Consider the following 12,756-nt stretch of genomic DNA (forward strand, 5'->3'; position numbering starts at 1 on the left):
GAAATCACTCCTTCGTTAATGTTGGATTTTCCGTTTGTACCGTATCTTTATTTGGTAAATGTGGTGACTTAATAAAAACTGCTTTAAAAGGTTTGTCAGAATGGTTAATAAGATAGTGAGATTCATGAGGGCGAACTTGCAATACATCGCCTTGTTTAATTGGAACTCTTTCGTTATTCACATAGAAATCAATTTCACCTTCTAATGCATAAAAGACTTCCTCGCATGTTGTATGATAGTGATTTTGAAACTCTTGCCCAGGCTGAATGACAACAAGGCCAAGATCAATATTTGGACCTTGTATTAAATATTTCGGCCCGTTATCACCGAAGCGATAGGAGAAATCATTTTCATTCGCTTTTAACATACATTTCACTCCTTTATGTAATGTGTTACAGTGCACCAGGCGCAATCCACATGTGTGAGGTGAGCCCTTTATCAGCTAAAGAGAGTTGACTATCATACACGGTTTTCCATGTTTCAAAGAATTCTTTATATAGTTCATGATGTTCAGTAATTGGCTCGAATGTGTGCTCCCACTGTACAAACTGTTCGGCAGTTTCTTCCATAGATGAATATATGCCTGCGCCAACTCCAGCAGCAATCGCAGTTCCTAAAGCAGCTGCTTCTTTCACAACTGGTACTTTTACAGGAATACCAAGGACGTCTGATAGGATTTGTGGCCATAGTTTTCCTTTAGCAGCACCGCCAGCAAAAATGACTTCAGAAGGGAATATTCCTGTGAGATTTTCTATTAATTTTAAGTTACCAAGTGTAACGAAGGCAGCATTTTCTTCAATAGAACGGAACAGTTCTTTTTTTCCGCATTTGTCAGCGTCTAAACTTAAATTTAAAAAAGAAGGTGCGGCATGACGCCAAGAAATATAGTTCATAACGTTTGAAAAAGTAGGGATAATGCCATGTGAACCAACCGGTACGTCTTTCGCTTGTTCTTCTAATAATTCATAAGCATCTACACCGAGTTTGTCAGCAAGTTTCTTTTCCTCTTGGCAAAAAGCGTCTCGAAACCAGCGCATAACAAGGCCTGGGAAAAAGGCAATCGTTTCATATTGCCATAGGTTCGGAACGACGTGACAATTTATCCGAATCGCAGCTTGTGGATCTGTTATAGGCTCAGTTATATTCACTTCTTGTTGCCAAAAACTACCTCCGCATATTAATGTTTGATTAGGCTTCACGACTCCTGTTCCGAGCGATGCCATTTGAGCATCTCCGCCCCCGGCGACGATAGGAGTTCCTTCACGTAATCCAGTTAATGTGGCACACTCTTTTGTAACGTTGCCGGTAACGGTACCAGCTTCATTTACTGTTGGTGAAAATGGCAATGTTAAACCACATTCTTTAGCGATATCGTTATCCCACACTCTATTTTGTAAGTCAAAAATACCGGACGTACATCCGTTTGAGGCATCGATTTGCAGTACGCCGCTTAATTTATATAAAATCCAGTCATTTAACATCGTAAAAGAATGAATATTGATATAGACGTCTGGCTCATGTTTTTTAATCCAAAGTAGACGGGGTAAAGCACCTAATGAAAAAGTTTGACCAGATCTTGTATATAAATCTTCTTCAAGATGTGACCGAATTTCTTTTAGTTCACTAACTTCAGCGGATGCGCGCCCATCAACATTTGCACAAGCCCATATTTCTTGCCCATCTTTATCATATAAAACAAAACCTTCTCGCATACTTGTAGCGCTAATAGCTTGAATAGAAGAGGGGGAGATATTACATCTTTGTAGAACTTCTTTCGTGCATTGTTGTACTAGCTTCCAGTTTTCTATTACATCAAAATTCATAGAACCTGGGTAACGAGGATCCGTTTTATGAATCCATTCTTTTTGACTGACTGCAATTTGATTACCTAGTAAATCAAAAAGAACAGCTCGAATGCTTCCTGTACCAGCATCAAAAGCTAATAAATGAGACATTAACAATCACCATCCTTTCGTAATAAGGAGAGGGCCGTTTCCTCATCGGTAATTAATGTATGAATGAACTTTCCTTTTAAAGAACCAAAAATTGCATCTATCTTTTCTGTACCTCCAGCAACACCAATGACATGCTTCATTTTGCGAAGGATAGAGAGTGGTGTACCAATAAGGCGGTTGTGATGCGGAAGGTTTAATAAATCACCATTCGTATTGTAAAACTGCCCTAAAATATCGCCCACCCCGTTTTGACTACGAATATATGTCATCTCACGTAGCGTTAATTTTTCTTCTTTTACAATCGTAGCGTCTTGAGATAATCCTCCAATACCAACAACAGCCGTATGAGCAAGTGAAGCGACATGAAGCATATCCTTTACACTCGGTTCTGATAAAATACTTTGTGCCATTTCGGTTGTAGATGCTAGAAACGGCGTAGGGATAATATGAAGATCGCCTTGCATGTAGTGTAAATAGTTTTGTTTTCTTGGGAGATAGTGATTTACTCCGCCGGTTAGCGTTACGATTGAAAGATTAATGGAACTTTCAAAATGAATGTTTTCTAGCATTTTGCTAATTGTTTCTCCCCAGCCAATTCCGAGTAAATCACCTTGCTGGAGCTGAGTTTCTAAATATTGTGCAGCAGCTTTTCCGAGAGAAGCGTGATAATTGTCTATTGGAGTAGGGATAATAAATGCATCTTTTAAGTGGAATTTTTTCATTAGGTCACGTTCAATACTTAAACAGTGCAAACCAGTACCTTTTACGTGAAAAGTAACGATACCTTCACTACGTGCCTTATCTAATAATCGGACGACTTTATTTCTAGAAATATGAAGAAGTGAAGCGATCTCCTGTTGAGTTAATTGATCTTTATAATAGTACCAAGCTACTTTCGTTAATAAATTTTGTTCAAAGTTCAGTTGTGTCATACTCGTCATCCCTTTCAACAATTGACCAATGCTTAAACATATGTGCCGTATATTTTGTTTATTCCAGTTGAAACGATTAATAGTCTGATGAAAAAAGTGTTCTAGATATGAAAAAAGGAATATACAATGCTACAAAACAAGTAGAACAAATAATCATTTTCTCAAAAAATGTTCTGTATAAAGGCGGGTGACATCATGTGGATAACGTACCTTTATTACAAGTAAAGGCAATGAGTAAGGCGTTTTCAAATCAACTTGTGCTAAAAGAGGTGAACTTACAAGTAGAGCGTGGTGAGATATACGCTTTAGTTGGGGGAAATGGTGCTGGAAAATCAACATTAATGAAAATATTAACGGGGTTATATTCGTATGATAGTGGAGAAATGCATGTAAAAGGAATGAGGAAACAGTTTGCAAATCCGAAAGAAGCACATCAAGAAGGGGTTTACTTAATACCACAAGAACCACTCATTTTTCCGCATATGACCATTGAAGAGAATATATGTACCGGACTAAAAGGGAAGAAAAAGGAATTAAAAGTAAAGATTCGGCAATTGATTGACAATTTAGGATGGGAAATTGACCTTAAAGAATTAGGAGGATCACTATCCATTGCGCAGCAACAGTTAGTAGAAATCGTAAGAGGATTAATACGAGAAGCCGAGATTCTTATTTTAGATGAGCCAACATCTACATTAACAACTCACGAAATTAAGAGTCTTTTTGTGCTGATGAAAAATTTACAAGAAAAAGGAATTGGGATGATATATATTACGCATCGCTTTCCAGAAATCTTTGAAATTGCCAACAAAGTAGCGATTTTACGTGATGGAATGATTATAAGCCAAGGGGATGTATGTAACTATACATATGAAATGCTAATGGAGGGGTTATTACCGAAAGGGTATAAACAAGAAGAGGAAAGAGAAATAATGCAAGAGACAAAAGAAACGAAAAAAATATTAGAAGTAACGGATATAACGAGTCACGCTTTCGAAAATATATCATTCACTGTACATGCTGGTGAGATTTTAGGTATTGCTGGCATTGTTGGATCAGGCAGAACTGAATTAGCAGAAGCGATATTTGGATTGAAACCTTTAAAATCAGGTTCTATTTTATTAGAAGGAAAATCAATTGATTCATGCTCTTTGCATAAAAGACTAAGCGAAGGACTAGTTTATGTGCCAGAGGATAGAGCAAGAAATGGTAATTTTTCAATCGCATCGGTTAAAGAAAATATGACTGCAGCATGTTTACATCAGAATAGTCGCTTTTTCATCAATCAAGAAAAAGAAAGCGCTTTAGTAAGGTCGTATATAGAACAGTTTCGAATTGTTGTACGAAGCATGGATGAAGTACTAGCATCTTTATCAGGAGGTAATCAGCAAAAAGTCGTACTTACAAAATATCTTGCGTGTAATCCGAAAATTATTATTCTTGATGAGCCGACTCGCGGAATTGATGCGAAAGCAAGGCTTGAAGTATATGAGACGATAGAAAAAATGAAAAGGGAAGGGCTCGCAATATTATTAATCTCTTCAGATATTGAAGAAATTGTTCAATTAGTAAACCGTGTATATGTAATGCGAAATGGAAAATTTGTTTCTCATTTGGAGAAAGAAAAGGTGAATGTAGATGAAGTTACACGTCTTGCTTACGGAGGTGTAACGGAATGAAACGTATGTATAAAATGCACGAAACATCTATCATACTGTTATTACTAAGTTATATTGCCATTGTCGGAATGATAAATCCAAGTTTCGTTCAACTTAACTCGTTATCTTTAATGATGAAATCAAGCGTAATTTTAGTCGTGCTAGCAATTGGTCAATCTTTTGTCTTATTTACGAAAAATATAGACGTATCAGTTGGTTCCATTATGGGATTAAGCGCAGCGGTTTGCGGGATGTTGTTAACGGATGGGTTTAGTACAATCTTGTCTATTACTGCCGCAATCATACTTGGGGCTATTATTGGTTTTGTAAACGGAGTTGGCGTTGCGAAGCTTCGAGTACCCGCTATTATTATGACATTAGGTATGTTAGGGGTCATTAGAGGTGCGATGTTAATTTTCACAGGCGGAAAATGGATTGAAGATATTCCAAACAATTTTAAGCAACTCTCATCTATCGTCATACTTGGTCTGCCAATAACTGTATGGGTTGTTCTGATTATTTTACTACTACTATACTTCTTATTAAGGAAAGTACCATACGCGAGATACTTCTATGCGGTAGGTGATAATGAAGATGGCGCGAGACTTATTGGTATACCAGTTAATAAAGTGAAGATATATGCGTTTATTATATCAGGCATAAGCGCTGCGCTCGCTGGTTGCATATTTGTTATGAATATCGGGTTCGTTCCTAACCAAACAGGTACTGGGATAGAACTGCAGGTTATCGCAGCTGCTGTACTAGGAGGAGTTCATTTAAAAGGCGGAACGGGTTCTATAGTTGGAGCGGCATTAGGAGCGATATTTTTAGAGGCGATAAGCAGTTCACTCATCTTTTTAAAAATACCAGCATTTTGGAATAATGCTATTTCAGGTTTTTTATTATTACTTATCGTCATATTAGATAGTGTTATGAAAAAGTGGAGGGCAGAAAGGAGGATGAATCTATGAAGTATTTATACAGATGGGAAAGTGTTCTAATTGTATTACTTCTTATAGAATTCATTCTCTTTAGTTTTATAAGTAGTGATTTCTTAAATATTAGTAATCTACTTTTTAGTACGAATGATTTCCTCTTTATCGCAATCGCGGCGATACCAATGACTTTCGTTATTGTAACAGGAGGAATTGATGTATCGGTCGGCTCAATAATGGGGCTCACTTCAATCTTGATCGGTGTACTTTGGATGAACGGAATACCTATTTTGTTTGCTGTCATAATAGCCCTAATCATTAGTTGCTTAGCAGGAGCTTTAAACGGAATCATTATAAAAATGACAGATGTAGAGCCACTAGTCGTTACACTCGGAACGATGTTTTTATACGGCGGCATTGCACTCGTCATTTCAGGAGGGGCAGGAGCTTCTGGATATGAAGGGATAAGTGGTTTACCTGGAGTATTTGTACAACTGGCAAATGGTAGTTTTGTAGGGATACCGAATTTATTATGGTTATTGATTATCTTAACGATTTTATGCACTGTATTGTTTCATCGTACTATTTATGGGCGCCACGTCAAATTAACAGGTGCGAACGAAAACGCAGCAAAATACACCGGGATTAAAACGAAAAAAGTAGTTATCATCGCATACATACTTTCCGGGTTAGGAGGTGGATTAGGGGGCGCTTTTTTAACTGCGTATTTCGGTTCCGCGCGTGCAGATATGGGAAGTGAAACGATTTTACCAATTATTACAGCAGTTGTATTAGGAGGAACACTTATTACAGGGGGAAAAGGAAGCATTATCGGTACTGTACTGGCAAGTATTTTTATAGGGTTAATGCAGTATGGTTTGCAAATGACGGGTTTAACAAATGAACAATCCAACGTAGTAATTGGTATTATTCTTATTCTTTCAGTTATTATAAGACATTTCAAATTACATCAATTCACACCGGGGAAAAGAAAGAGTTTGCATAAGGGGGAAATGTCATGAAGAGAAAACTAGGGATTGTATTCATTGTATGTATTTGTTTAATCGGTTTAATAGCTTGTTCTAGTCAAACGGCAGATAAGAAAAAAGCGGATGATGTGAAATTTGCATTCATTCCGAAACTAACTGGGGTTGGCTTCTTTACATCTGGTGGTGAAGGAGCGAAAGAGATGGGAGATAAACTAGGCGTACAAGTGAAGTATGATGGACCGTCTGAAGCAAGCGTATCAGGGCAAGTGAAATATATAAACAATTTTATTAACCAAAACTATGATGCACTTATGATCTCCTCTACTTCAGTGGATGGTCTATCACAATCATTGCAACGCGCTAAGAAAAAAGGGATGACGGTGTTAACGTGGGACTCTGATGTGAATCCGAAAGACCGTTCATTTTATATAAGCCAAGGTACACCAGACCAACTTGCTAACTTATTAATTGAAATGACTTCAAAGCAAATTGGAGATAAAGGAAAAGTAGCCTTCTTTTATTCTAGTCCAACAGTAACAGATCAAAATCAATGGGTAACGAAAGCGAAAGAAATTATTAAAAAGAAATATCCGAACTGGGAAATTGTAACGACGCAGTACGGTGAAAATAATGCGCAAAAATCTTTATCAGTAGGGGAAAACATATTAAAAACGTATCCTGATATTAATGCGGTTATTTGCCCAGATGCAACGGCACTTCCAGCAATGGCACAAGCAGCTGAGAATTTGAAAATGGATAAAAAAGTAGCCGTAACTGGCTTCTCTACACCAAACGTTATGCGTGATTACGTAAAACGAGGAACGGTACAACAATTTGGATTATGGGATGTGAAACAGCAAGGCGCACTTGCAACGTATGTAGCAAATGAAATTGTTGTAAAAGGGAAGAAGCTAAAAGTAGGGGATAGCTTTGAAGTAAAAGGAATCGGAAAAGTGAAAGTAGAGCCAAACTCCATCCAAGGTTACGATTATGAGGCAGAAGGAAACGGAATTATCGTATTGCCAGAGCGAGTTGTATTTACGAAAGAGAATATTGATAAATATAATTTCTAGTAAAGAAAAAACGCCCGAATATATCGGACGTTTTTTTCTTTAATTATGAACCGTTTCTTTTTCATTTAATCCAAGCGTACGACCAGTCGAAGTGTGAAGGTCTTGGAATAATCTTGGATTTTCAGTTAGTGAAATGCCGTAAGAAGGGATCATTTCTTTTATTTTTCCTTCCCATTCTACCATGCGGCTTGGGAAACATTTTTCTAATACTTCAAGCATGACGTGAACAGCAGTAGAAGCACCTGGTGAAGCGCCTAGTAACGCAGCGATTGAACCATCAGCTGCACTTACAACTTCTGTACCGAATTGAAGTGTGCCTTTACCACCAGCATCAGTGTCTTTAATTACTTGTACACGTTGCCCAGCAACTACAATATCCCAATCTTCACTTTTCGCGTTCGGAATGAATTCGCGTAATTCTTCCATACGTTTTTCATGAGATAACATAACTTGCTGAATTAAATATTTTGTTAGTCCCATTTCTTTTACACCAGCAGCTAACATCGTTAAGACGTTATTTGGTTTTACAGAACCAATTAAGTCAAGATTTGAGCCAGTTTTTAAGAATTTAGGTGAGAACCCAGCGAACGGTCCGAATAGTAAAGCTTTTTTATTATCTATATATCTCGTATCAAGGTGAGGTACAGACATTGGCGGTGCGCCGACTTTAGCTTTACCGTATACTTTCGCATGATGTTGCTCTACAACTTTTTGGTTTTTACATACCATAAATAGTCCACTTACTGGGAATCCACCGATATGTTTTGATTCAGGAATTCCAGTCTTTTGTAGTAGGGGTAGACTACCGCCACCCCCGCCGATAAAGACGAATTTTGCAGTGTGATGCTCAATTTTACCACTATTCATATCGTGTACTTTTACTTCCCACAAGCCATTCTTTGTGCGTTTAATATTTTCGACACTATGTTTGTAGTTTAGCTCGATATTTTTAGTTTGTAAGTAATCAAACAACATACGAGTTAATGCACCGAAGTTAACATCTGTTCCAGAGTCAATCTTCGTTGCAGCCATCGGTTCGTTTGGTGTACGTCCTTCCATAATGAGTGGAAGCCATTTTTTTAATGTTTCAGGAGCATCGGAAAATTCCATACCTTGAAACAGTGGATTTTTTGAAAGCGCTTCAAAACGGTTTTTTAGAAACTCAACATTTTTTTCACCTTGTACTAAACTCATATGAGGTAGAGGCATAATAAAATCTTGTGGATTACGAATTAATTTGTTTTTTACAAGATATGCCCAAAATTGTCTTGAAAGCTGGAATTGCTCATTCACTTTTACAGCCTTACCAATATCTATAGATCCGTCAGATTTTTCGGAAGTATAGTTCAGTTCGCATAGCGCAGAATGCCCTGTACCTGCATTATTCCATTCGTTAGAGCTTTCTTCCCCGGCACTTGCGAGTTTTTCAAAAACTTTAATTTCCCATTCAGGTGCTAATTCTTTTAGTAATGAGCCTAACGTTGCACTCATAATTCCTGCACCAATTAAGATAACGTCTGTTTTTTGCTGCATGTTGCTCATGATAATCTCTCCATCCCCTATATTGGCAAAAAAGAGTAGGTGTTTTCTATGTCTAAGCCGTAAAAGAGAAACACCGCCTAGGCCCCACCTAGGTATTTACCTTTTTTGTCTCAATTGTATAACCATCTCATACTCTATTATAATAATTAATAGACTAAAATATCTAGTGTTATCTGATAATTTTAAACTATTTAACGTTTTATTCGCTAAAAATCTTATTTAACAAGCTCTTTTAAGGTGGTAAATAGAAAAAAATTACAGTTTGAAATTATCTCGAAAAAGCTTACGGCTACAAAAATGGGTAGAGTGGGTACCTTTTTATGGAATTTATGGCGTTTTAATAGTAAGATTATTCTGTTAAAAATAAAAGGAGGGATACCAATGCGTACACAGGAACAAATTGCGAACTTATTTCAAAATTTTTCGATAAAGGAATGTAAAGGGTCAAGTGACTTATATGAATACTTATCAATACAAATTGCTGAAGATGAGGAAGTAATTACACTATCTTCCTATGCTCAAGCAGGTCAACCAGTCCCAAACTTACTATTAGGAGCCGTACATTATTTATTACTAACAGGGAAAGAACATCCTTTAAAAACGTATTACAGTAGTTTAGTTGAAAATAAGAATACAAATTTAGATAAAGCTTTTAATCATTTTAAAGATTTCTGTAAAACGTACCGAGAAGAAATCATTACTTTATTACAAACGAAACTCGTTCAAACGAATGAAGTAAGACGATGTGCGTACTTATATCCAAGTTTCTGCTACATATTTAATAAAGTGAAAAAGCCATTAGCGTTAATAGAAATTGGGACAAGTTCGGGATTACAACTATTTTGGGACCAATATAGCTATTCGTACGGAACAGATGAAACATACGGTAATATAAATTCGAATGTACATTTAACTTCTGAAATAAGAGGGGAGAATGTGCCTCATTTTCTAAAAGAAAGTCCATCTGTCATAGAAAGAATTGGACTAGACTTACATGTAAATGATTTACATAGTGATGAAGATTATTTATGGCTACGTGCACTCATTTGGCCAGAACATAAAGAAAGACTAGAAATGTTTGACCAAGCAGCAACTTTAGTAAAAAATGAGTCTGTCAAATTAATAGAAGGAGACGGTGTGGAGCTATTACCATCTATTATTGAACAAATTAGTGAAGATGCTGTAATCTGTATTTTCCATACACACGTTGCAAATCAAATACCCGAACAAGTAAAACATAAATTAGAAAAACAAGTGCAAGAAATCGGCGCAAAACGTGATGTATTCCACCTATATAACAGCATGTGGGACCGGGACCTTCATATTGATTATTATATTAACGGAAACGAATATCGTGAAACGATTGGGGAAACGGAAGGGCATGGAAGATGGTTTAGTTGGAAGCTTGGGGATCGAACTTTATGCTAAAGAAAACCTAACAATTATGGGTTTCGTCACCAATGTTTGTAATAAAAACAGTTGACAGTTGGTAATCAGTCAACTGTTTTTTCTTTTTATTAAACTTGTTCTATGTATCCAATGTAAGTGTTAAACATGTCCTTACGGCATGTTGCAAATGGCCCATGAGATAAGGTTCTTCCAAAAGACGCTATAGAAAGTGGATTATAAAACCCTTGCTAGTGCCAAAAAAAGACGCTGGTTAATGAGCTATATTACTAGTTTAAGAATTTATAACTTCAAACGGAAAAACCAAGGGAAAGTAAATATTTAAGATGAATATATAATACATACGAGAATGAGCACAATTGGATAGGGGGCTTCCAAATGCATATGGACGAACGAATGAATTTGCAGGTAACTAGTCAGGCTCTTCAGGTAATGAATAATGGAATTGCTGTTATAAGTCATGATGGAATCGTCACATATAGCAACAAACTATTCTGTAGCATGTTACATAAAAAAGAAAATGAAATAATAGGTGAGCATATATCAACGATTATTCCTGATCGTAAAAAGTTAGTAGTGAATCAAAATGATAGTTTGTACAGGTATGAATGTAGGAGTGGCAACCAAGTTTTAAATGTGAATGAATCTCGTGTGTATCAGAATGAAACAGAATACGGATCAATTGCCATTCTGGAAAGCAAAGGGAAAAGTATACAGTCTTTGGAAAGCATCATAAGTCGATATGAAAGCGCCCTAAATTTACTGTCTGAGTGCATTCTAGGGGTAAATGAACAAGGAATTGTCAATTTTTTAAGTGGTTCTTATGCACAATTTTTAGGGATTGATGATCCGAAGGAAGCAATTGGAAAGCATTGTACAGAGGTTGTTGAGAATACGAGGATGCATATTATCGTAAAGACGGGACAGATGGAAATTGGGCATATCCAGCGTATAAGTAATCGGAATATAATTGCAACGCGCATACCTATCATAAAGGAAGGCAAGATTATTGGAGCAATTGGTAAAATTATGTTTCATGATATACAGCAGTTTAAAGCTTTGGGAGATCAAATTAGTGAAATGGAATCAAAGTTATCTTACTATCAAACTGAATTGCAGCGGCTACAAGAAGGGCGACTTTCCTTTCAAAGCATTATAGGAGAGAGTGCAAAAATGAAAGAAGTCAAAATGATGGCTTTAAAGGTTTCTAAAAGTCGGTCTACCGTTTTGATAAGAGGAGAAAGTGGTACAGGAAAAGAGCTCTTTGCACATGCGGTACATCGTGCAAGTCCGCGTGCTAATGGAACATTTATTCGTTTGAATTGTGCTGCGATTCCAAGGGAGCTTTTGGAGGCTGAATTGTTTGGATACGAAGAAGGAGCTTTTACAGGAGCGAAAAAAGGCGGTAAGCCTGGGAAGATTGAATTAGCCGATAAGGGAACGTTGTTTTTAGATGAAATTGGTGATATGTCTTTGGATATGCAGGTGAAGTTGCTTCGTGTATTGCAAGAGAAAGAGATTGAAAGAATTGGAGGTACGAAAATTCAAAAGGTTGATGTCCGTTTCATTGCGGCGACACATCGAAATCTCCGTGAAATGGTGCAAAGAGGGGAATTTAGGGAGGATTTATATTATAGGTTGAATGTGTTTGAGATTGATATTCCTCCGCTGCGAGAGAGAAAAGAAGATATGATACATATAACGGAATTTTTAATTAAGAAATTGAATGGTGAGCTAGGTAGTAATGTTCTTTCGTTGGATAAGAGAGTAAGAGACATATTCATGGAGCATGATTGGCCAGGGAATATTAGAGAGCTAGAGAATGTGTTAGAACGAGCGACGAATGTTATAGAAGAAATGATTATTCAAGTGCACCATCTTCCGGCATATTTACGGAAAAAAGATTTGGAAGAAGAGTTAAACCATGAAACATATACAATGGACCAAGATAAGCATGAGGTGAGTTATTTACTGCAGGCGGAAGTGGAAGCTGCTGAAAAACGTGCGATTACGAGAGCTTTGGAAAAAACAGCTGGAAATATAAAAGGGGCAGCCGAGCTTTTAGGAATTCATCGGGCCAGCTTATATAGAAAAATAGAAAAATACGAAATGTCATGAAGGAAAGCAAAGGGCAAACAGGCCCTTTTTTTGTTTGTAGCAATAAACATTGTCTCTCTTTTGCGACATTTTCTTATATATGCGACATGGTTGCTAATATTTGTAGCGCAAATGCGACATGTGAAATTAGACAAGTAAGGGAGAGTA

General features: G+C 37.0%; 10 protein-coding genes. 6 read left to right on the forward strand and 4 right to left on the reverse strand.

The features are described 5' to 3' along the window. Positions 1–4: 4 nt before the first annotated feature. Genes ACXVYO_RS11630 through ACXVYO_RS11640 form a run of 3 tightly spaced genes read right to left on the reverse strand, consistent with a single transcriptional unit; the run spans position 5 to position 2,887 of the window. Entirely contained in the window at positions 5–367 is a 363-nt protein-coding gene (locus ACXVYO_RS11630) for a cupin domain-containing protein (RefSeq protein ID WP_000909986.1), read from the reverse strand. Positions 368–392: 25 nt separating this feature from the next. After that, on the reverse strand, positions 393–1,955 hold the full coding sequence (lsrK, locus tag ACXVYO_RS11635) for an autoinducer-2 kinase (RefSeq protein ID WP_458467110.1): 1,563 nt from the start codon (positions 1,953–1,955) through the stop codon (positions 393–395). Then, positions 1,955–2,887, reverse strand: a complete 933-nt coding sequence (locus ACXVYO_RS11640) for a sugar-binding transcriptional regulator (RefSeq protein WP_458467112.1) — start codon at positions 2,885–2,887, stop codon at positions 1,955–1,957. Before ACXVYO_RS11640 ends, lsrK begins: the two co-directional genes overlap by 1 nt. Before the next feature lie 197 nt (positions 2,888–3,084). On the opposite strand from ACXVYO_RS11640, the gene ACXVYO_RS11645 reads away from it, so the two are divergent. From ACXVYO_RS11645 to lsrB, 4 genes are read left to right on the forward strand one after another with little or no spacing between them, the layout of a single operon-like run. Then, positions 3,085–4,566, forward strand: a complete 1,482-nt coding sequence (locus ACXVYO_RS11645; RefSeq protein ID WP_458467113.1) for a sugar ABC transporter ATP-binding protein — start codon at positions 3,085–3,087, stop codon at positions 4,564–4,566. Continuing rightward, positions 4,563–5,516 carry an ABC transporter permease subunit gene (locus ACXVYO_RS11650; RefSeq protein WP_458467114.1) on the forward strand — a complete coding sequence of 318 codons (954 nt, stop codon included), beginning with the start codon at positions 4,563–4,565 and terminating at the stop codon, positions 5,514–5,516. Before ACXVYO_RS11645 ends, ACXVYO_RS11650 begins: the two co-directional genes overlap by 4 nt. Continuing rightward, complete coding sequence (locus ACXVYO_RS11655; RefSeq protein WP_458467115.1) at positions 5,513–6,502, forward strand: ABC transporter permease; 990 nt, start codon at positions 5,513–5,515, stop codon at positions 6,500–6,502. The genes ACXVYO_RS11650 and ACXVYO_RS11655 overlap by 4 nt, the downstream gene beginning before the upstream one ends. Beyond that, positions 6,499–7,542 (forward strand): autoinducer 2 ABC transporter substrate-binding protein LsrB, encoded by a 1,044-nt coding sequence (lsrB, locus tag ACXVYO_RS11660; RefSeq protein ID WP_097863413.1) that lies wholly within the window; start codon positions 6,499–6,501, stop codon positions 7,540–7,542. The genes ACXVYO_RS11655 and lsrB overlap by 4 nt, the downstream gene beginning before the upstream one ends. 39 nt (positions 7,543–7,581) lie before the next feature. Here lsrB and ACXVYO_RS11665 read toward each other — a convergent pair whose 3' ends face one another. After that, on the reverse strand, positions 7,582–9,084 hold the full coding sequence (locus ACXVYO_RS11665; RefSeq protein WP_458467116.1) for a malate:quinone oxidoreductase: 1,503 nt from the start codon (positions 9,082–9,084) through the stop codon (positions 7,582–7,584). Positions 9,085–9,465: 381 nt separating this feature from the next. Between ACXVYO_RS11665 and ACXVYO_RS11670 the strand changes: the two genes are divergently transcribed. Both ACXVYO_RS11670 and ACXVYO_RS11675 read left to right on the forward strand, forming a co-directional pair. Next, a complete protein-coding gene (locus tag ACXVYO_RS11670; RefSeq protein ID WP_458467117.1) occupies positions 9,466–10,512 on the forward strand; it encodes a DUF2332 domain-containing protein in 1,047 nt (348 codons plus the stop codon). A gap of 357 nt (positions 10,513–10,869) precedes the next feature. Continuing rightward, a complete protein-coding gene (locus ACXVYO_RS11675; RefSeq protein ID WP_458467118.1) occupies positions 10,870–12,609 on the forward strand; it encodes a sigma 54-interacting transcriptional regulator in 1,740 nt (579 codons plus the stop codon). Positions 12,610–12,756 lie beyond the last annotated feature (147 nt).

This window comes from Bacillus sp. BC08, from assembly GCF_054326875.1.

Bases quoted from the DNA above. Each gene is read 5' to 3' on its own strand.
- ACXVYO_RS11640 (WP_458467112.1), bottom strand. From the start codon at position 2,887: ATGACACAACTGAACTTTGAACAAAATTTATTAACGAAAGTAGCTTGG.
- lsrB (WP_097863413.1), top strand. From the start codon at position 6,499: ATGAAGAGAAAACTAGGGATTGTATTCATTGTATGTATTTGTTTAATC.
- ACXVYO_RS11655 (WP_458467115.1), top strand. From the start codon at position 5,513: ATGAAGTATTTATACAGATGGGAAAGTGTTCTAATTGTATTACTTCTT.
- ACXVYO_RS11670 (WP_458467117.1), top strand. From the start codon at position 9,466: ATGCGTACACAGGAACAAATTGCGAACTTATTTCAAAATTTTTCGATA.
- ACXVYO_RS11650 (WP_458467114.1), top strand. From the start codon at position 4,563: ATGAAACGTATGTATAAAATGCACGAAACATCTATCATACTGTTATTA.
- ACXVYO_RS11630 (WP_000909986.1), bottom strand. From the start codon at position 367: ATGTTAAAAGCGAATGAAAATGATTTCTCCTATCGCTTCGGTGATAAC.
- ACXVYO_RS11675 (WP_458467118.1), top strand. From the start codon at position 10,870: ATGCATATGGACGAACGAATGAATTTGCAGGTAACTAGTCAGGCTCTT.
- lsrK (WP_458467110.1), bottom strand. From the start codon at position 1,955: ATGTCTCATTTATTAGCTTTTGATGCTGGTACAGGAAGCATTCGAGCT.
- ACXVYO_RS11665 (WP_458467116.1), bottom strand. From the start codon at position 9,084: ATGAGCAACATGCAGCAAAAAACAGACGTTATCTTAATTGGTGCAGGA.